Raw genomic sequence first — 19,576 nt, 5'->3', positions numbered from 1 at the left:
CAGATTCGCAGGATGTGTGAGCTGGTGGGCTTGAAAGTGGTTGGGTTGAAGCGGATCCGGATTGGCAGGATAAGTTTGGGGAAATTACCGGCGGGGCAGTGGCGATATTTGGGAGAGCATGAGAAGTTTTGATGGCAATAGTGCGGATGATGCGGGTGGACGTTCTAATCGGTATTTCTTCGGATGATTTAAACGTTCCTTTTTCGCCCTTAGGCGAGTTACTTTTCTTTGCTTGCCCAAAGAATAAGTAACCAAAAGAAAAGGCACCCTAGCATCCGCTTATCTCCTGTGTTGCTCGTCAGCGTGGGCGTCCAACGAAACTCGCCCTGACAAGCCACATACACCGTGGCTTGTTGCGGAACTCGAACAGACGCTGGCCGACGGCTCCCACGCTGACTGCGCTACTCGGCGCGTCAGATAGGGGCCCATTAGAAACCACTACGCGGTTCCTTGGGTTTATTGCTTCAGATTGCATCCCGCTTAACCTATGGAATAAAACAAGGCCAAAAGACAAAACAGCGCACTTGGGTGTTGGGTTTAGTCTTGAGAATTAAATAAGGTAGCTTAGCGCCCTCTGTCCATTGTTTACCACATCTGTTTCAGCGTGGTGGTTTTCAACGGGCCCCTATCTGACGCGCCGAGTAGCGGAGTCAAAATAAGGAGGAAGGGAGTGACTGTCTGAATCCAGCGGTGGCCTGCGTATTGTGCAGGCCGCTAGGATGAGTTTCGCGACCGCTTATGCCCAAGTCGGGCAAAGCAACGGACGAAAGTCCTAAGCCGAGCAACGCAGGAAATAAGCGGAAGCTAGGGTGCCTTTACTTTGGTGACTTTGCTTTGGGCAAGCAAAGGAAAGACACTCGCCTACAGGCGAAATAGAATGCTAATTAAATCCACAGACTGAAGAACTGGAAGAATTATTTTTTTAATAAACTCTTAAAAGCGACAATGAATAAACACTGGAATAGTAAAAATTAATTGCCATTTTCCTTAGCCGCTACCCAGTCCCCACTCTTCCCACCATGCTTTTCCAGCAATCGAATACTATCCATCGTCATGCCACGATCTATCGCCTTGCACATATCATAAATCGTCAACAAACCTACCTGAACCGCCGTCAATGCTTCCATTTCAACCCCCGTCTGCCCGGTAGTTTCACACTGCACACGGCAAACAACACGATGATTAATTTCATCTGTCACAAAGCTCACATCAACACGACTTAAGCTAAGCGGGTGACACAGCGGGATCAGGTCACTGGTTTTTTTACTGGCCTGAATGGCTGCAATCCTGGCAATTCCCAGCACATCGCCTTTTTTTGCATTACCTTGCAAAATGGTTTGCAATGTCGCCGCTTGCATATGAATGGTGCCTTCAGCAATGGCCACACGTTTGCTGTGCGCTTTATCGCCAATATCGACCATATGCGCATGGCCCTGTGCGTTGAAATGCGTTAATTCGGACATGGTGAAAAATGATGAACTCAAGCGGTGAAGCCGTTATCATAACAAGTTTGGGTCAGCGGTCCATGCTGATTCAGGAATAATGTGATTTTCAGGATCGTTTTTACTCAAAGATACATGGTTTTTAACCCACTCAAACTTGTTGATCCCTACTCGCGCCGCGCACTTGGGCGATGGAGTGTGACGTTGGCTTTATTGATGCCATCCGGGTTCCCCATGCTGGCAGAAAGTGCGGTTGGCCAGTTCTCCGGTAAACCTTATGAGCCCGAGCTGGATTTAAATTTACCGGCAGATTCTTCCAACCAGTTGCCTGAATTGGGGGATGCTTCGCAAACCGTATTGTCAGCGCGCGATGAAGAAAAAATCGCTAACCAGATACTTAAGCAGGTGGCAACCAGCCAGGATGTATTTGATGATGCCGAGGTCACTGATTATTTGCAGGCATTAGGCAAACGCCTGGGTGCCAGCAGCCCGGACAAACAGCAGAAGTTATATTTTTTTGTGTTGCAGGATAAAAGTATCAACGCGTTTGCAATGCCCGGTGGTGTGATCGGCGTGCATACCGGCCTGTTTACTTCTTCCAATAGCGAATCTGAACTGGCCAGTGTATTGGGCCATGAAATCGGCCATGTCACCCAACATCACCTCGCGCGTATGCTGGCGTCACAAAAATACGATATGTTTAAAAATATCGCTGCCACTGCCTTGGCTTTGCTGGTGATGCGTTCAAATCCGCAAGCCGGCATGGGCGCGATGACTGCGGCATCTGCGGCCGGTATCCAACGCCAGATCGATTACACCCGCGAACATGAGCGCGAGGCGGACCGTGTCGGCCTGACTATTCTGCAGGACGCCGGATTTGATGTGCGTGCCATGCCCGCTTTTTTTAATACCTTGCAGCGTGCGACGCGCTTTTCAGATGGCAATATGCCCAGTTATTTGCGTACGCACCCCATGACCAGTGAGCGGATTGCCGATATGGGGAACCGTGTGCAAAACCTGCCCTATAAACAAGTCATTGAAAATCCGGCTTTTTCTTTGATGCGGGCTAAAATACGTGCGTTCCAGGGTTCTCCCACGCAAATGGTCGAAGAATTCAAGAATAACCTGGAGGAGGGCCGTTTCCAGAATGAGCAATCCGAACACTTTGGCCTGGGGTATGCTTACTTGCGGGCAAATCAGGCAAAAAATGCCCTGCAAGAAGTGCAATGGCTGGAACAGCGTGGCATGGTCAACCCTTACATGATTACTTTGAAAGCCGTGACGCTAGCCAAGTTGGGACAAGTGCCTGAAGCGCAGGCGCAGTTCTTACAGGGCCTGCAGCGTTATCCGCAGCATAGAATCTTTGCCCAAGGCCAGGCCGAGTCTCTGATCAACAACAACCAGTGGGCTGCAGCGGTGGGGTTTATCCAGAAGCAACTGCAAACCTTTCCGGACGATCCAAAGCTGTATGACTGGCTGGCCGCGGCTTACCAGGCGCAAGGCAAGCAAATGCTCAGGCATCAGGCGTTGGGTGAGGCTTATGTGCGCAAATATGATTTACCACGTGCGGTAGACCAGTTTGAAATTGCCAGTAAAGCCAAAGATGGGGATTTTTATTTGCAATCCAAAGTCGAAGCTCGACTGAAAGCGCTCCGCTTGCAGCAAACACTGGAAAAAGATGATGACAAAAGCTGAAAGGAAGCTGGGACGCTAGATGCAAAGACGGATGTTATTAAAAAGCGGCCTGGCATTGGCGATGTTGCCGTTCTGGATGGTGATCCAGAAAGTACAGGCCGCTACCTGGTTTATGCAGGCGTTTGATGCCAAGCATACCCCTGAAGTCATGTCTGCATTACAGGCAAAGGCAGTGCCTGTTTCTCAGGATATTCATATTGAGGCACCGCAAAAAGCTGAAAATGGGGCGGTTGTGCAAGTGGAAATCTCCAGCCCGCAGCCTGCAGGGACTGTCAGCCATATGCATTTGCTGGCTGATGCCAACCCCACACCGCTGATTGCCAGTTTTGAATTAGGCAAGCAGGTGTTACCCACACTGGTCACGCGTATCAAGCTGGCACAATCCGGTGAGTTGATTGCATTGGTGCAAAATGCTGGCGGACAGTTTCAGCAACAGCGGCGTGAAGTGATCGTGCTGGAAGACGGCTGCGCTGGTAATGAGCGCGAAGAACCGTTTGCCAGCAGTATGAAAATGCGCGCGCGTCCGCTGCAAGAGGGGCCACTAGGCAAAAACATTACCGAGCTGAAGATCATTATTGTTCACCCGATGCGTACAGGGCGCAGCAAAAATGATGAGGGAGAGTTAATACCTGCGCATTTTATGCAATTGATGCAGGTGATCTTGAACGGGCAACTGATTGTTGATGCGCAAACCGGGACCGGAATTTCGCGTAATCCGTACTTTACGTTTTATTTGAAAGACGCGAAGATTGGCGATGTAATAGCAGTTAACTGGCAGGATAACCGCGGCTTTAGCGGGCACGGTGAAATCACCGTATCACTTTAATTTGATAAATAATATTTATCAATAAAATTAAAACAATCAATTATGCATATGTAGTAAAGTTATCTACAATGCATGCATTCGCTTAAACAAACAAAGTTTAAATAGCAGTATCAGATCACTAGTTAAGTGAAACAACGTTTTAAACCATTATTAAAAGGAGAGCACAATGTCATTGATTAATACACAAGTTCAACCATTCAAGGCCCAGGCATTTCACAACGGTAAATTTATCGAAGTGACTGAAGAATCTTTAAAGGGCAAATGGTCTGTATTGATTTTCATGCCGGCAGCGTTCACATTCAACTGCCCGACAGAAGTTGAAGATGCGGCTGACAACTACGCAGAGTTCCAGAAGGCGGGTGCTGAAGTGTACATCGTGACCACCGATACGCATTTCTCCCACAAGGTTTGGCACGAGACTTCACCAGCAGTGGGCAAGGCAAAATTCCCACTGGTTGGTGACCCGACTCACCAGTTGACACGTGCATTTGACGTGCATATTGATGAAGAAGGCCTGGCATTGCGCGGCACATTCGTCATCAATAATGAAGGCGTGATCAAGACTGCTGAAGTACACAGCAACGAAATCGCCCGTGATGTTAAAGAAACTTTGCGCAAGTTGAAAGCTGCTCAATACACTGCAGCTAACCCAGGCCAGGTTTGCCCAGCCAAGTGGAACGACGGTGCAGCCACATTGACACCATCACTGGACTTGGTAGGTAAGATTTAATCTCTCTGAGATTAGCTTGAGCATTGCCCTGCGATAGCAGGGCGCTCAGGTAAAGTCACCAATGTATTGGTGGTTTTACCTGAGCTTCCCCCAACCATTTCGAATGCCATTAGTATGGCCACGGCTTCTTGTCGCCGATAAACACAGACAAGTAAGTCATTTTGGAGAATAAAAAATGTTAGACGATACCTTAAAGACACAACTGCAAACCTACCTGGGTATGCTGCGTCAGCCTATCCGTCTGATCGCATCCCTGGATAACAGCGACAATGCCGCAAAAATGCGTGAACTCCTGCAAGAGATTACTGCATTGTCAGACAAAGTCAGCCTCGACGAAACCGGTGATGATGCGCGTAAACCCTCATTCGTAATTGCCAAAGAAGGCGAAACCCATGGCGTACGCTTCGCGGCGATTCCACTGGGCCATGAATTCACTTCACTGGTGCTGGCTTTGTTGTGGACTGGCGGTCATCCACCAAAAGTGGAGCAGGATGTGCTCGACCAGATCAAGGCGCTGGAGAGCGACTTGAACTTTGAAGTCTATATGAGCCTGTCATGCCATAACTGCCCTGACGTGGTGCAAGCCACTACATTGATGACGGTATTCAACCCGCGCATCAATGTGACGGTGATTGATGGCGGCCTGTATCAGGACGAAGTCAACGAACGTAACATCATGGCCGTGCCTGCGACTTTCCTGAACGGCGAGATGTTCGCCTCTGGCCGTATGCTGGTAGAAGAGTTCCTGGCCAAAGTCGATACCGGAGCGGTAGCGAAAGAAGCTGAGAAAATCAGCGCCAGGGAACCGTTTGATGTGCTGGTGGTAGGTGGTGGCCCGGCGGGTGCTTCAGCAGCGATTTATGCGGCACGTAAAGGTATTCGCACCGGCATCGTGGCTGACCGTTTCGGCGGCCAGGTCAATGACACGCTGGCGATTGAAAACTTTATTTCTGTGAAAGAAACTGAAGGGCCAAAACTGGTGGCGGCGCTCGAAGAGCATGTGAAAACCTATGATGTTGACATTATGCCTTTGCAACGTGCCGTTGGCCTGGCTGAGCCAGGTAAGACAGATGGCAAACATGCCGGTTTGATCGAAGTGAAACTGGAAAGCGGTGCGACTTTACGCAGCAAATCCGTGATTCTGGCGACTGGTGCACGCTGGAAGAACCTGAACGTGCCTGGTGAGGCAGAGTACAAAAACAAAGGCGTTGCTTATTGCCCGCACTGTGATGGCCCGCTGTTTAAAGGCAAGCACGTGGCAGTGGTTGGTGGTGGTAACTCTGGTGTGGAAGCCGCGATTGACCTGGCCGGTGTGGTGGGACATGTGACGTTGCTGCAGTTTGATACCGAGCTGAAAGCCGATGCGGTACTACAACGCAAACTGCGTTCACTGCAAAACGTAACCATTCTGACCAGTGCGCAAACAACCGAAGTGACTGGTGACGGAACACGTGTCAATGGATTGACTTACACAGATCGCGTGAGTGGGGAAAGCAAGCATGTGCCACTGGAAGGCGTGTTTATCCAGATTGGCCTGGTGCCCAACAGTGACTGGTTGAAAGGGACATTGGACTTAAGCAAATATGGTGAAATTGAAATCAACAACCATAATGCGACTTCTTTGCCAGGCGTATTTGCGGCGGGGGATGTGACTACCATTCCTTACAAGCAGATTGTGATTGCCATGGGTGAAGGGTCGAATGCCGCTCTGGGTGCGTTTGATTACCTGATTCGTCAGTAAAATAGAGATGTAGTAACAATAAAAAAACCTGCTTCGGCAGGTTTTTTTATTTCTGGATATTACTTGTAACTATGCAATCAGCGACAATGAAACCGCTTCAGCCACCTTAATCCCATCCACTGCTGCTGACAAAATACCGCCAGCATAACCCGCACCTTCACCACAAGGGAACAAGCCTTTTGTGTTGATGCTTTGCAACGTCTCATCGTCACGCTTGATACGTATCGGGCTTGAGGTACGCGTTTCCACGCCAGTCAAAATGCCATCCGCCAGATCAAAATTAGGAATCTGTTTGGCAAATGCTGGAATCGCTTCACGGATAGCGGTAATCGCAAATTCTGGCAAGGCGGATTCAAGGTTAGTCAGATGCACGCCTGGCGTATAGGAAGGTGTGACTTCACCAAACCCGGTAGAAGGGCGATTTGCCAGAAAGTCACCAATCAATTGTCCTGGTGCCGAGTAGTTGCTGCCGCCCAGCACAAACGCATGGCTTTCCAGTTGGCGTTGTAACTCAATGCCTGCCAATGGATGGTCGGGGTAATCCACTTCCGGCGTGATGCCGACCACAATCCCCGCATTGGCATTGCGCTCGTTACGGCTGTATTGGCTCATGCCATTGGTCACCACACGGTTAGGCTCAGAAGTGGCGGCGACTACCGTGCCACCTGGGCACATGCAAAAGCTGTACACACTACGGCCATTCTTCGCATGATGCACAAGTTTATAATCCGCTGCGCCCAGCTTTTGCAGGATGTCGTCGCTGTAGCTTTTGCCATAACGCGCGCGGTCCACCAGGCTTTGTGGATGCTCAATACGGAAGCCGATTGAAAACGGTTTTGCTTCGACAAAAATGCCTTTGTTGTAAACCATTTCAAAGGTATCCCGCGCACTGTGACCCACTGCCAATACCAGATGCCGGGTGGGCAAATATTCGCCCGTTTGCAGAGTAACACCTTGTACTTGCTGGTCCTGGATATCAATGTCAGTCACGCGCTGTTCAAAACGTATCTCACCGCCCAGGCTGATGATGGTGCTACGCATATCCTCGACCATGCCGACCAGCTTGAAGGTACCGATATGCGGATGGCTGACGTATAAAATTTCTTCCGGCGCGCCGGCTTTGACAAACTCCTGTAATACCTTGCGGCCGTAATGTTTGGGATCTTTGATCTGGCTATACAGTTTTCCGTCGGAGAAAGTGCCCGCGCCGCCTTCACCAAACTGCACGTTGGATTCAGGATTCAATTTACCTTTGCGCCATAATCCCCAGGTGTCTTTGGTCCGCTCGCGCACCTCTTTACCGCGTTCCAGTACGATAGGTTTGAAACCGGCTTGCGCCAGTATCAGCGCTGCAAAAATACCTGCCGGGCCAAAGCCGACCACGACAGGCCTGTGTTCTGAAGCCTGATTGTTGGTGGCAACAAACTGATAGCTGGTATCCGGTGCCGGTTTGATATGGGGGTCTTTTTTAAACCGGGCAAGAATTTTTGCCTCGTTTTTAACTTCTGCATCGATGTTGTACACATACAGAATGGCATGTGATTTACGCGCATCCACCCCGCGCTTGAAAATGTCAAAGTGGATTAAATCGCTTTCGGGAATTTCCAGCCGCTTGATGATAGCTGCCCTGATCTCGTCGTCCTGATGCTTTAGTGTTTCTGCCTGGACTAGCGGCAATTTTATTTCGGTGATTCGTAGCATAAATATCTCGTGGATAGTGGTTATCTATCAAAAACGTATTTTATTACATTCAGTCTTAGCGTATGGTAGATTTTAATATCGGTTCTATTTAATTAGTGTCGGAATTGGTCGTTATAGACTTTATGTTTAATTACAAGCGACAAATACTTATCCCGTTAATCATTGCCGCCACTATTTTGTGCGGGTCAATGGTATGGCTATTTATCGCTATGTATCAGCTGGTGGCTTTTTCAGAGCAGAAAGATTCGGTAGACCGGCAACGCTATGAGATTGCTGCGCTGGGGAAAGCGATCACCAACGCAGAAAGCGGCCAGCGTGGATATTTGCTTACCGGGCATACCTTGTTCCTTGATACCATGGAACAAGGCCGCATGGATACGCAAAGGGTGTTTGCCAGTCTGGATAAACATGTCGTTAAAGTGGGCGAAATAAGGCCGCAACTCCAAAAAGTCAAACAATTAGTCCATCGAAAATTTGATGCCATGGATATCAGCATACAGGTGCAAATGCGCGCCGGCTCGTATGCGTCGCACCTGAGTTTGAGCAAGGATAAAAGCCGTGAGCTGATGAAGCTGATCAATGACCGCCTTGGTGAGATGGATAACAAGCTGGAACAGCTGCGGGCTGATTACGAAAAAGAAATACGCCAGCGTGTGGTCCAGGCGGTGATTGGCGCCATTTTGCTATGTATGCTGATTATTGGCGTATTGCTGTTTTCCTACCACAGTACCACCGATCTGTTAGGCAAAGTGATGGAAACCCAGGCCGTCACGGAGCAGTTAAGTCATCAGGTGGATCATGATTTGCTCACCGGATTGCCAAACCGGCGCAGCGTTGATGACCATTTGGAGACTGTTTTCCAGCGGTCAAAACATAACTCAAAACCATTCGCCATCTTTTTTATGGACCTGGATGGATTCAAGCAGATCAATGACCAGTACGGCCATGAAATCGGCGATGCGTTGCTCATCGAAGTGGCCAATATGTTCCAGAAGGTACTCAGGCAAACGGATTTCCTTGCCCGCCAGGGAGGTGATGAATTTGTGCTGGTGGTAGGTAGTTATCTGCACCGCATGGAACTGGTGCAACTGGCCCAAAGGTTAATACTGTTATTTTCGCGGCCAGTGATTGTCAGGACAATGGCGCTCAATATCGGGGTCAGCATAGGTATTGCCGAGTATCCCCGGCATGGCAAGCAAGTGAAGCAGCTATTGCACGCGGCCGATAAAGCGATGTATGTGTCCAAGAAAAACGGTAAGAGCGCTTACAGTTTTGATGGTGAGTAACCGCTTAGTCGGCCTGTTTTGCGAGCTCTAGCTGCAGCATATTTTTCAGCAGCGGCACGGTCACAGGTTTTTTGGTGGTCAGTGACCACTCATCCAGCGCATCCAATACTGCCACTAATGTCGGTAAATCCCGGCGCAGGTATTTCAGGCAGTAAGCGATCACTTCATCCGGCAGTTTCATCCCCCGTTCACGCGCATGCGCACGCAAAGCATCGGCCTTTTCATTATCGCTCAATGGATGTAGCTGGTAGACCAACCCCCACGCTAACCGTGTAGCCAAATCATCGCGCAAACCCATTTGTGTCGGTGCATGATGACCGGCGGTGATTAATACACCACCTTCGGCTTTAATATGGTTGAACGTATCAAACAGGATGATTTGCGACTCTTCGTCCAGTGTATGCACGTTATCGGCAATATGCGCGCCCATGGCCTGGGCTGCCAGCAACAAATGTGTTTTACCGCTGCCCGCAGTGCCCCACAAAAACACAAAGGGTGAAGGCGCCTGTCCTGCCAGGGCTGCTTGCAAGCTACTAAGTGCTTCCTGGTTTTGGCCGACAATAAAATTGTCAAACCCAGGCGCGGCCGGCGGTTGGATATTCAGTAACAATTGTTTCACAGCGGATGCTTTAAAATTGAAATGTCATTCATCCGGCATCTGAATCACAGCCGCTTGGCTGTGTAAGTAAGTTTCGCTTCGCAAATAACTTTTTTTGATGTAACGCAAACCGACGGCAATGGCAGCGCTAACCGGCAACGCCAGCAAGACGCCGGCAAAGCCAAATAACTGGCCACCTGCCATCAAGGCTAAAATCACCAATACCGGATGCAGTCCGATACGATCACCAACCAGAATAGGCGTCAGGAAAAAGCTTTCCACAAACTGGCCGACACCGAACACGATCAGTACTGGAATCACTTCCGGCAATGAGGCGAATTGGAGTAAGGCGAGCATCATGGCCAAAATAAATGCCAGGGCAAAACCAAGATAAGGCACAAAGCTGAGTAACCCGGCAATCATGCCGATTGACAACGCCATATCTAGGCCAACCAGCCATAACCCAATACTATAAAACACGCATAGTGACAGCATCACTGATAGCTGTCCGCGCAGGAATTCGGCCACTACACTGTCAATATCTTTGGCGATTTTTTTGACACGGCCGATCAGGTCGCGTGGAATCAACTCCCCGATTTCGGTCATCATATCGTCCCAGTCGCGCAAAAAATAAAACAGCACTACGGGCAAAAGGAGAATATTGGCGAGCATGCCGATCAGGTTCAGGCCTTTCTGGCCTGCACTCAACAATACGCTGCCAACAAAGCTGCTCGCTGATTGCCAGTGCTCGGTCACCAGTTTTTGTATATAGGCCGGGTTCACATTGAAACGGATGCCAAAACGCTGTTGCAGCCAGGGCTCAACCTGCTGGTGGAAATGATCCACCACGGCCGGCAAGCGTTGCACAATGAGCATTGATTGCTGTTGCAATAGCGGGATGATAATCAGCATCAAGCCAATCAGCGCCAGGATTACCCCAGCCATCACTAACAAAGTCGCCAATGTACGGCCGACTTTCCACTGACGGTATCCGGTTTCACTGAGCCGGTCTACCAGCGGGTCCAGCATGTAAGCAATGACCATGGCTGCCAGAAAGGGCGTCAGCACAGGTTCCAGCAAGTAAAATAGGTAGATGAACAGCGCGGCCACGATCCACCAGCGATTTTCGCTGACAAACTGAGTCACACTGGACGTTTGATACTCGTGATCTGACATGGGCGCCTGTAATGCATACACTCAATCCGGCATAGGTCGAACTGGCAAGATGCGTTAAAATAATGATTATTCTTAAAATTATACTGAATTTCGTGGATATAACGCGCTTTGTTGCAATATCCATAGAATTTATATTGAATTAAATATTCATAGCATAGAAAGAAACGAGAGTATTTTGACGACTTCTTCTGATAAAACTTCTGTCACCTATCGCGACGCCGGTGTGGATATGGAGGCCGGTGATGCACTGGTCGAGCAGATCAAGCCATTTGCCAAACGCACCATGCGCCCTGAAGTGATGGGTGGCATCGGCGGCTTTGGTTCATTGTTCGCCATGCCGAAAAAATTCAAGGAACCGATTCTGGTTTCTGGTACCGATGGTGTTGGGACTAAACTCAAGCTGGCATTCCAGCTGGACAAGCATGATACGGTCGGTATCGACCTGGTGGCCATGAGTGTGAATGACATTCTGGTGCAGGGTGCCGAGCCGCTGTTTTTCCTCGATTATTTTGCTTGCGGCAAACTGGAAGTCGGCACTGCTGCGGCCGTCATCAAAGGCATTGCCCAAGGCTGTGAAGAATCCGGCTGTGCATTGGTCGGTGGTGAAACGGCTGAAATGCCTGGCATGTATCCGGCTGGTGAATATGACCTGGCGGGATTCGCAGTCGGTTGTGTCGATAAAGCCAATATCATCGATGGTTCAACCATCAAGGCCGGTGATGTGATTTTAGGCCTGGCTTCCAGCGGCGCGCATTCCAATGGCTACTCGCTGATCCGCAAACTGATAGAACAATCAGGGATCGATATGGAGTCAGATTTCCACGGCCGCAAATTCAAGGATGTCGTCATGGCACCTACCAGGCTGTATGTGAAATCCGTGCTCAAATTACTGGAAACATTGCCGGTAAAAGGCATGGCACATATCACAGGCGGTGGCATTACCGAGAATATTCCGCGCGTGTTGCCAGAAGGGCTGACTGCTGAAGTACAGAAAACCAGTTGGACATTGCCGCCATTGTTCCAATGGTTGCAGGCACAGGGCAATATCGAATCAGTAGAAATGTACCGTACATTTAACTGTGGTATCGGTATGGCGATTATCGTCGCTGCCGAACATGCGGATCAGGCGCAAAAGATGTTAGCGGATTCAGGTGAAACGGTTTACCGCATTGGCCAGATTCGTGCGCAACAGGCAGGTGAAGCACCGACTGTGGTGGTGTAATGACGCCAATGCGCTTTCATCATCTCGTCGTCAATGGACTGGCAACGTTACTTTTTGCAGCTTCCGCGAGTGTATCGGCAGCGCCCAAGCAACTCACGCTGAAATATGACCTGTTACAGCAAGGCGTCACTATAGGCAGTGTGAAAGACCAGCTGACAGTCACCGGGAATAAATACCAGATAGAGTCACTGGCTGAAGGCAAAGGCATTTATAAGCTAATGGGTGAGCGCACACTCTCAAGCCAGGGGAATGTGGCTGACAACACTTTACGCCCTGCCCATTTCGAATCCCGCCAGTCAAAACACGCAGGTAAAACCCTCATCAGTGATTTTGACTGGAGTAAAAAGGTCCTCAATATGCAGGTCAAAGGCACTCAGGAAACCGAGAGGCTGACCAAAGGGACGCAGGATCTATTAAGCATACTGTATTGCTGGATGTGGCAGCCGCCGAAAGGCAAACAGGTGAAATTGCCTGTTACCAGCGGCAAGAAACTGTCGTCACACACATTTGTAATCACTGAAGAAAAGACGCCTTTACAAACCGAGGCCGGCACATTTCATGTGATCAAACTGGAAGACAGCGACGGCGAAAAAACGCTGTATCTGGCCAAAGATAAAGGCTATCTGCCAGTGAAATTAGTTGTGCAGGATGACGGCAAGCGTATGGAACAAGTGATCACCAGTATCGCTGGTCAATAACGGGTATTCTCAACATCGGGAAAACACGTGATGAATATACAAAGCCTGCGAAAATGGATGCGGCAACACATTCCCTGGCGATTAGCGTTGGCTTTATGTATATCCTTGCTTGTGCATGTGGTCCTGGTGAAAGAGGTTTCGTGGCAAAGCTGGTTCTCACAGGATGAGTCTCCGCCAACCTTGTTAAGTGCCCAGTTGGAAGCTGCGCCAGCCAAGCCGCCAGTCAAAGTACCAGTGAAGCCGCAGGCAAAGGAAAAGCCACCACCAGCCACACCTGAGCCCACACCACAAACTGCTCCAGTTGGAGATCCACCAGAGCCTCTGGCCGACGCTGCGGCTGCATCGCCAACTTCGGAAACGAGTGAAGATGCCATGGCGCAGGAGGAAGAAGCCCGCAACGCAGAAATCGCTGCCTGGCATGAAACAGACAGTGCCATTGTAGAACCGGATGCGGCGCTACCGCCGCCTTATCAGCGGGTAAGCACTGAATATGCTGTATATGTAAATGGTGAAAAGCAGCCCGCAGGTAGCGCAAACATTGACTATGTGCAGGAACCATCCGGACAATACAATCTGCGCTGGGTGGTTGAAGGGCGTGGTTTGTTGAAATTGCTCTACCCGAAGCTGGAACAACAAAGCCGTGGAGATGTCGGCCCACATGGATTGAAGCCGCATTTCTACCGCTACGCATTTGGCAGCAAAGCGGACAAAATATATGAAGCTAACCTGGATTGGGAAACCAATTTTATTACCCTGAAAACATCCAAGGGTGAGCAACGGGTTGACCTGCCGCGTAACACGCAGGACATTCTCAGTTTTATGTACCAGTTCATGTTTGTGCCGCCATTGCAGGAAATGCATATTGCGCTCACCAACGGGCGGCGCTTGAACACCTACCAATACGAGTTTGAAGGTGAAGACGCCATGGTGATTGCCGACCAGACCATTCAAACGGTGCATATTGCCCATACACGGGGTGAAACGGACGAAAAAATAGAATTATGGCTGGCCACCGATTACCGGTATGTGCCAGTCAAAATCAGAAAACAGGAAAAAAACGGCATGGTGATTGAACAGGTCGCTACGCGGTTGATCACTGAATAACGCAATACGCAATATATTTGAAAGACATTCATGAATTCCACCCTTATGCGCCAGACGGCGGCTTTATTAAATGACATGCTGCAATTCGAAAGCCCGGCCGATGGCAAACTCAGTGAGTTTTTTCGCCAGCATCGCGAGCTAGGCACCAAAGAGCGCGCGTGGATCGCCGAAACCGCTTATGGCGTATTGCGTCGCTACCGCTACTTGCGCGAAATCAGCATCACAGAACCGGATGAACAGGAAGATACGCGTAAACTGATCCTGGCCCTGCTGATCAAGATTGAGGGCAAAAGCATCCGTGATCTAGACGACATGCTGGATGAGCGGCAAAAAGAATGGGCGGTGCAAATTAAAAGCAAAACCAGCGAAGGCTTTTCCCCGGCGATTCTGGCCGATGTGCGCGACTGGCTTTGGGACAAGCTGGTGGCACAATATGGCGAAGCCGAAGCCATGACCATTTGCCGCAGCATGTTTGAGCAAGCCAGCCTGGATCTGCGCGTGAATACCATCAAAGCCAACCGTGAAGAAGTCATGGCGCGCATGCTGGCCGAAAACACCGTGAAAGATAACGTGATTACCACCACGCCTTACTCCCCGGTCGGCATCCGTATGGGCTCACGCCTGAACATCGGTAAACACATCCTGTTTACCGAAGGCAAAATCGAAGTACAGGATGAAGGCAGTCAGTTACTCAGTTATTTAGTGGCGCCAAAACGCGGACAAATGGTAGCTGATTTATGTGCCGGTGCAGGGGGTAAAACCTTGGCGCTGGGTGCACTGATGAAAAACACCGGTAGGTTATATGCGTTTGATGTATCAGAAAAACGCCTGAATAATCTGGGCCACCGCTTGAAACGCAGCGGATTATCCAACCTGCAAGCGCAGCTGATTAATAACGAAAACGATTTAAAACTCAAACGCCTGAACGGCAAGTTTGACCGTGTTTTGGTAGATGCCCCATGCAGCGGCTTGGGTACCTTGCGACGTAACCCGGATTTGAAATGGCGCCAGACCGAACAGGACGTTGCCGAGCTGAATGTGAAGCAAAGCAACATCCTGGCGCGCGCTGCCAAACTGTGCAAGGTCGGTGGCCGTGTCATCTATGCGACGTGCAGCCTGTTACGTGATGAAAACGAAGCAATCGCCGAAGCATTTCTGCAAGCACATCCGGACTTTAAACTCATCCCTGCCAATGAAGTGTTGGCGCAGCAGAATATTGAGCTGGATACGGGCGAATATTTAAAACAGCTCCCGCATTTACATGGCACGGACGGGTTCTTTGCGGCGGTGTTTGAGAAGACTGGCCCAACAGCGGATACTGCAAAAGAGAGTACTTGATCAGTCGCTTGAATATCTCAATCGCTGCCTTTCATTAGCATTAAAAAAACTATGTTTCGTCCAGGTGGATTAGTTTCCGCTTGGACGAATTTAATTCTCTGCTGAAACTCCCAAATCCTGGTGTAGTCTCCACATCATTTTGGTCGTTAATCCACGTTTACGATTGAGTATTTCATACACTCTGTTTATTTGTCTAATCATGACACTTGCCTAATTATGGCCGCCGGGTCTTTTGACTTTAAACCTTCAGGTTATCCTGCCAAAAAACCTTAAGTATGTTGACCGGAGTTACTTTTATCACGCCTCTTGAGTCCCATTTGGCATATGCCAAAAGTTCGCTTTTGCGTTATTCTTGAATCCAACATTCTTAATAAGCATACAAATGACAAAACTCACCTTGAATATGCAAATACTGATTGCTGCGGTGTTGGGAGTGGCTGGCGGTTGGGCGGTACATGGGATGCCCGCTACTGCAGCGTCTGTGCACTGGAGTCTTTACGGAGCCAACCTGGTCGGCACCCTGTTTATCGACCTGCTCAAAATGGTGATGATCCCCTTAGTGTTCTGCGCCATCGTGACCGGCATCGCCAATTTGCGCCAGCATAGCCAGATCAATCTGGTATGGAAAACAACGTTACTCTTTTTTGCGACGACTACCTTGATAGCCATTGCGATCGGTCTGGGTGCCAGTAATATTTTTAAACCTGGCGAGGGCTTGCACTTGGATATGTTTGCCGATGCGATGCAACAGTTTGAGTCAAAGCAATTGACTATGCCTGAGTTCTTTACCCAGTTTCTGCATGGGATTTTCATGAACCCTTTCAAAGCCCTGGCGGATGGCAATATCATTGCGATTGTGGCGTTTGCTCTGGTGTTGGGGATTGCACTGGTGATGGCGTCGGACCGCTATCCGCAATTATTGGGTTTGTTTGAAGAAGGCATGGCGGTCTGCATGCAGATGATCAACTGGATCATGCGCCTGGCACCTTTTGGAATTGCGGCGCTGCTTTTTAAACTGGTCGCCACGCAAGATCTCAGCCTGTTTACGACGCTGACCAAATTCATTCTGTTAGTCACTGGCACCACATTGTTGCATGGGCTGGTGGTGTTACCATTGCTGTTGTTCCTCATCACCGGCAAACGCCCGCTATGGTTTTTACGCAATGCGCGTGAAGCCTTATTGACGGCATTTGCCACAAGTTCAAGCAATGCAACCATGCCGGTGACCATGCGCTGCGCCACGCAAAATATGCAGGTGAAGCCAGAGGTTGCCGGTTTTGTCGTGCCGCTGGGCGCGAGTGTGAATATGGATGGCACAGCCTTGTACGAAGCCGCTGCCGCGCTATTCGTGGCACAACTGGCAAGCATTGATTTGTCGCTCGGTCAGCAGCTGGTAGTGTGCTTTACTACCATGATTGCCGCGATGGGAGCGCCTGGTATCCCCAGTGCCGGTATGGTGACCATGGTAATGGTATTGCAAAGCGTCGGCTTGCCTGCGGAAGCGATTGCAATATTATTGCCAATAGACCGGTTGCTGGATACTGTGCGTACCAGCGTCAATGTGGAAGGCGACATGATAGGTAGCCTGGTAGTGCAGCATGTGACCGAATCCAATTCTTCGCGCTAGAATTTAAGCCATGTTAGAACAACGTCTCGCACAGGTATCAGACACCCCCGTGATTTGCGCATTAGTCAATGCTGCGTATCGCGGGGAAACCAGCCGCGCCGGTTGGACCACCGAAGCTGATTTGCTGACTGGGGTGCGCACCAGTGAGCGTACGATACAAGCGCTGATAGAAAGCGAACATGCCTGTATTCTGCTTGGTGAAGAAGTGGGTGGGGTGGTGGCTGCCTGCATCTGCCTTGAGCAAAATCCAGAATCATTGGAAACTGTCCATCTGGGCATGATTGCTGTTTCGCCGTTATTGCAGAATCTCGGGTATGGTAAAACCATGATACTCGCAGCAGAGAAGTTGGCGAAAGCGCAGTGGCAGGCACAACGGGCCGAAATGATGGTGATTAGTCTGCGTGAGGCGTTGATTGCGTTTTATCGGCGGCTGGGATATCAGCCGACTGGGAAGACGGTGCCGTTTCCGCATCAGCCGGATATGTGGCAGGCGCAGGTTGAGGATATGCAGTTGATTGCTTTGCAGAAAGTGTTGTGATTTATTGTTGGTTATTAAGCCTGTATTTTAAAGAATGCTTTTCACCGCTTTGTAATATGCGTTCAGTCATTCGCCAATAAGCCGGCGAATCAGGCGCTAGTACTTCCCAGATATGGTCATTTAATCCGTTGCCAATCAAAAAAAGGACCAGGGTCTGTTTTGCGTCCCGGTGCAATCTCTGAATGGCCGACGATATGCTTGATTGGGTAGCGATTTTGCAATGCGTCTATCAGCGCTTGTAAAGTAAGGTACTGCACCTCATTAAAAGCGCAATCATCACTGCCTTCCAGCTCTATGCCAATCGAGAAATCATTACAGCGCTCTCTACCTTGCCAGTGGGATACGCCTGCGTGCCAGGCACGCTGGTTGCAACTGACGAATTGAATCAACTCGCCTTGTCGGCGAATTAAAAAATGCGAGGATACTTTTAAGTGGCTGATCGTCTCGTAATAAGGGTGTTCTTTGGCATCCAATTGATTCGTGAATAACGCAATGATGCCCGGGCCACCAAACTGGTTGGGTGGCAGGCTGATGTTATGGATCACGATCATATCAATGTCGCTATTGGCTGGGCGGCTATCGGTATTGGGTGACAACAGCACCTGACATGGACTCGCCATGCCGGAATCATCAATTTTTATAGTGGTGGAAAGCGGTGGAGACATGCCAACATTGTAGGTGAATTTGCGTGAATTGCGTTATGATTCCGCCCGCAACCACAGGTTTGTCATTTCATGTCGCATTGGCGGAGGCCACATGAAAAACTGATTGCCGCCAGACAGGAAAGAGTCATGGTTTTCTTACAGTTATTATTAATGTTGGTGGTGATACTGATTGCTGCGGAAGTGTTCACTAATGCACTGGAGCATCTGGGTGAGCGTCTGGGGATTTCAGAAGGCGTGACCGGTTCCATTTTTGCGGCAGTGGGTACAGCGTTGCCCGAAACATTGGTGCCATTACTGGCTATTTTCTCTTATACCTCCTCGACTGGCGATAGTCATGCCGGTCACGATATTGGCGTAGGTGCGATCCTGGGTGCACCGCTGATGCTGGCCACGCTTTCCCTCAGTTTGATGGCGTTGTCGGTCTGGAAGCGACGTGGCAGCACAGGGCATATCCGTCCCGAGCGTACCGGCCTGGTGCGAGACCTGAATTTCTTTATACTGGCATTTATCTTCGCGACGATTGCCATGTTTGTGCCACATACTGAAGCCATGGTGCGATATGGCATCAGCATCCTGATGGTGCTGATCTATTTTATTTATGTGCTGATGACTATCAAGGCATCCCGCGGATTGGTTGAGGAAGGGCATGCTACCGAGGCTGAAGATGTCATGATGCTGTCCAAGCTTGGGCTGCCAACCAACATCGTCACTATTGTGCTGCAATTGCTGATTGGGCTTGGCTTGCTGATCGCAGGTGCCAAAGGCTTTATCAATGAAGTTGAAACAGCGGCAGCGATTCTGGGTGTGTCAGCTTTGCTATTGTCACTATTGATTATCCCAATCGCGACCGAACTGCCAGAGAAAGTGAACAGTATCTTATGGATACGCAAAGGCAAGGATACGCTGGCGTTTGGTAATATCACCGGTGCCATGGTGTTCCAGGGGACATTGTTGCCAGCGATCGGGATTATGCTGACAGATTGGGCGCCAAGAAAAGAGGTGGCGCTGGGAATTTTGATCACCTTGCTGGCAGCGATATGGTTACGTTACCGAGTAGCTAAAGGCGGTTTGCTGGTATGGCACCTGTTGGTCAATGGCCTGTTCTACATTCTATATCTGGCGATTGTTTTGAGTTAAATAATTGCGTAAGTAGCTGCAACAAGAGGATATTAACGGTTGTTTGAATCGT

Annotated in this window: 17 protein-coding genes and 1 pseudogene; 13 read left to right on the top strand and 5 right to left on the bottom strand. The window is 49.7% G+C overall.

Features of this window, described 5'->3' with window-relative positions; translation table 11 throughout:
* Window positions 1-132: pseudogene (locus VK958_RS10120) on the top strand (pseudouridylate synthase); the annotation flags it as partial.
* Window positions 133-971: 839 nt separating this feature from the next.
* Here the strand turns inward: VK958_RS10120 and moaC are convergent.
* The gene (gene moaC / locus VK958_RS10115) at window positions 972-1,463 is read right to left on the bottom strand and encodes a cyclic pyranopterin monophosphate synthase MoaC (RefSeq protein WP_325241062.1); all 492 of its coding nucleotides are present in this window, start codon (window positions 1,461-1,463) and stop codon (window positions 972-974) included.
* Between the two features lie 114 nt (window positions 1,464-1,577).
* Here moaC and VK958_RS10110 point away from each other — a divergent pair, with 114 nt between their 5' ends.
* The 4 genes from VK958_RS10110 (at window position 1,578) to ahpF (ending at window position 6,434) form a co-directional block, all read left to right on the top strand.
* Window positions 1,578-3,137, top strand: coding sequence for a beta-barrel assembly-enhancing protease (locus tag VK958_RS10110; protein WP_325241056.1), 1,560 nt, complete (start codon window positions 1,578-1,580; stop codon window positions 3,135-3,137).
* Window positions 3,138-3,156: 19 nt separating this feature from the next.
* Window positions 3,157-3,963 carry a thiosulfate oxidation carrier complex protein SoxZ gene (soxZ, locus tag VK958_RS10105; protein ID WP_325241055.1) on the top strand — a complete coding sequence of 269 codons (807 nt, stop codon included), beginning with the start codon at window positions 3,157-3,159 and terminating at the stop codon, window positions 3,961-3,963.
* Window positions 3,964-4,129: 166 nt separating this feature from the next.
* Window positions 4,130-4,693, top strand: a complete 564-nt coding sequence (ahpC, locus tag VK958_RS10100) for an alkyl hydroperoxide reductase subunit C (protein ID WP_055828833.1) — start codon at window positions 4,130-4,132, stop codon at window positions 4,691-4,693.
* A 175-nt stretch (window positions 4,694-4,868) separates the two neighbouring features.
* A complete protein-coding gene (gene ahpF, locus VK958_RS10095; protein ID WP_325241054.1) occupies window positions 4,869-6,434 on the top strand; it encodes an alkyl hydroperoxide reductase subunit F in 1,566 nt (521 codons plus the stop codon).
* A 69-nt stretch (window positions 6,435-6,503) separates the two neighbouring features.
* Here ahpF and VK958_RS10090 read toward each other — a convergent pair whose 3' ends face one another.
* Window positions 6,504-8,135 carry an NAD(P)/FAD-dependent oxidoreductase gene (locus tag VK958_RS10090; RefSeq protein WP_325241053.1) on the bottom strand — a complete coding sequence of 544 codons (1,632 nt, stop codon included), beginning with the start codon at window positions 8,133-8,135 and terminating at the stop codon, window positions 6,504-6,506.
* A gap of 188 nt (window positions 8,136-8,323) precedes the next feature.
* On the opposite strand from VK958_RS10090, the gene VK958_RS10085 reads away from it, so the two are divergent.
* Window positions 8,324-9,421: a diguanylate cyclase domain-containing protein gene (locus tag VK958_RS10085; protein ID WP_325241052.1), complete on the top strand. Its 1,098-nt coding sequence runs from the start codon at window positions 8,324-8,326 to the stop codon at window positions 9,419-9,421.
* Window positions 9,422-9,425: 4 nt separating this feature from the next.
* Here the strand turns inward: VK958_RS10085 and VK958_RS10080 are convergent, their stop codons facing one another.
* The gene (locus tag VK958_RS10080; RefSeq protein WP_325241051.1) at window positions 9,426-10,040 is read right to left on the bottom strand and encodes an HdaA/DnaA family protein; all 615 of its coding nucleotides are present in this window, start codon (window positions 10,038-10,040) and stop codon (window positions 9,426-9,428) included.
* A 24-nt stretch (window positions 10,041-10,064) separates the two neighbouring features.
* Complete coding sequence (locus tag VK958_RS10075; protein WP_325241050.1) at window positions 10,065-11,195, bottom strand: AI-2E family transporter; 1,131 nt, start codon at window positions 11,193-11,195, stop codon at window positions 10,065-10,067.
* Between the two features lie 175 nt (window positions 11,196-11,370).
* Here VK958_RS10075 and purM point away from each other — a divergent pair, with 175 nt between their 5' ends.
* The 6 genes from purM to VK958_RS10045 all read left to right on the top strand — a co-directional run bounded on the left by purM (window position 11,371) and on the right by VK958_RS10045 (window position 17,722).
* Window positions 11,371-12,417 (top strand): phosphoribosylformylglycinamidine cyclo-ligase, encoded by a 1,047-nt coding sequence (gene purM / locus VK958_RS10070; protein ID WP_414683881.1) that lies wholly within the window; start codon window positions 11,371-11,373, stop codon window positions 12,415-12,417.
* Window positions 12,417-13,115 carry a DUF3108 domain-containing protein gene (locus tag VK958_RS10065; protein ID WP_325241049.1) on the top strand — a complete coding sequence of 233 codons (699 nt, stop codon included), beginning with the start codon at window positions 12,417-12,419 and terminating at the stop codon, window positions 13,113-13,115. Before purM ends, VK958_RS10065 begins: the two co-directional genes overlap by 1 nt.
* Window positions 13,116-13,145: 30 nt before the next feature.
* Entirely contained in the window at window positions 13,146-14,219 is a 1,074-nt protein-coding gene (locus tag VK958_RS10060) for a DUF3108 domain-containing protein (RefSeq protein ID WP_325241060.1), read from the top strand.
* Window positions 14,220-14,249: 30 nt separating this feature from the next.
* Entirely contained in the window at window positions 14,250-15,557 is a 1,308-nt protein-coding gene (locus VK958_RS10055; RefSeq protein WP_325241048.1) for an RsmB/NOP family class I SAM-dependent RNA methyltransferase, read from the top strand.
* A 382-nt stretch (window positions 15,558-15,939) separates the two neighbouring features.
* Entirely contained in the window at window positions 15,940-17,184 is a 1,245-nt protein-coding gene (locus tag VK958_RS10050) for a dicarboxylate/amino acid:cation symporter (protein ID WP_325241047.1), read from the top strand.
* Between the two features lie 10 nt (window positions 17,185-17,194).
* Complete coding sequence (locus tag VK958_RS10045; RefSeq protein WP_325241046.1) at window positions 17,195-17,722, top strand: GNAT family N-acetyltransferase; 528 nt, start codon at window positions 17,195-17,197, stop codon at window positions 17,720-17,722.
* Window positions 17,723-17,838: 116 nt separating this feature from the next.
* Here VK958_RS10045 and ampD read toward each other — a convergent pair whose 3' ends face one another.
* Window positions 17,839-18,387, bottom strand: coding sequence for a 1,6-anhydro-N-acetylmuramyl-L-alanine amidase AmpD (ampD, locus tag VK958_RS10040; protein WP_325241045.1), 549 nt, complete (start codon window positions 18,385-18,387; stop codon window positions 17,839-17,841).
* 126 nt (window positions 18,388-18,513) lie between these two features.
* Here ampD and VK958_RS10035 point away from each other — a divergent pair, with 126 nt between their 5' ends.
* Window positions 18,514-19,524, top strand: coding sequence for a sodium:calcium antiporter (locus tag VK958_RS10035; RefSeq protein ID WP_325241044.1), 1,011 nt, complete (start codon window positions 18,514-18,516; stop codon window positions 19,522-19,524).
* Window positions 19,525-19,576 lie beyond the last annotated feature (52 nt).

The sequence above is a fragment of the Methylophilus sp. genome (assembly GCF_035460085.1).
Lineage (GTDB): Bacteria > Pseudomonadota > Gammaproteobacteria > Burkholderiales > Methylophilaceae > Methylophilus.
The sequence above is the reverse complement of the archived record's forward strand: the minus strand, read 5'-3'. Positions and strand labels throughout refer to the sequence as shown.

Coding starts and splice junctions, on each gene's coding strand:
- moaC (WP_325241062.1), bottom strand. CDS start 1,463: ATGTCCGAATTAACGCATTTCAACGCACAGGGCCATGCGCATATGGTC.
- VK958_RS10110 (WP_325241056.1), top strand. CDS start 1,578: ATGGTTTTTAACCCACTCAAACTTGTTGATCCCTACTCGCGCCGCGCA.
- soxZ (WP_325241055.1), top strand. CDS start 3,157: ATGCAAAGACGGATGTTATTAAAAAGCGGCCTGGCATTGGCGATGTTG.
- ahpC (WP_055828833.1), top strand. CDS start 4,130: ATGTCATTGATTAATACACAAGTTCAACCATTCAAGGCCCAGGCATTT.
- ahpF (WP_325241054.1), top strand. CDS start 4,869: ATGTTAGACGATACCTTAAAGACACAACTGCAAACCTACCTGGGTATG.
- VK958_RS10090 (WP_325241053.1), bottom strand. CDS start 8,135: ATGCTACGAATCACCGAAATAAAATTGCCGCTAGTCCAGGCAGAAACA.
- VK958_RS10085 (WP_325241052.1), top strand. CDS start 8,324: ATGGTATGGCTATTTATCGCTATGTATCAGCTGGTGGCTTTTTCAGAG.
- VK958_RS10075 (WP_325241050.1), bottom strand. CDS start 11,195: ATGTCAGATCACGAGTATCAAACGTCCAGTGTGACTCAGTTTGTCAGC.
- VK958_RS10065 (WP_325241049.1), top strand. CDS start 12,417: ATGACGCCAATGCGCTTTCATCATCTCGTCGTCAATGGACTGGCAACG.
- VK958_RS10060 (WP_325241060.1), top strand. CDS start 13,146: ATGAATATACAAAGCCTGCGAAAATGGATGCGGCAACACATTCCCTGG.
- VK958_RS10055 (WP_325241048.1), top strand. CDS start 14,250: ATGAATTCCACCCTTATGCGCCAGACGGCGGCTTTATTAAATGACATG.
- VK958_RS10050 (WP_325241047.1), top strand. CDS start 15,940: ATGACAAAACTCACCTTGAATATGCAAATACTGATTGCTGCGGTGTTG.
- VK958_RS10045 (WP_325241046.1), top strand. CDS start 17,195: ATGTTAGAACAACGTCTCGCACAGGTATCAGACACCCCCGTGATTTGC.
- ampD (WP_325241045.1), bottom strand. CDS start 18,387: ATGTCTCCACCGCTTTCCACCACTATAAAAATTGATGATTCCGGCATG.
- VK958_RS10035 (WP_325241044.1), top strand. CDS start 18,514: ATGGTTTTCTTACAGTTATTATTAATGTTGGTGGTGATACTGATTGCT.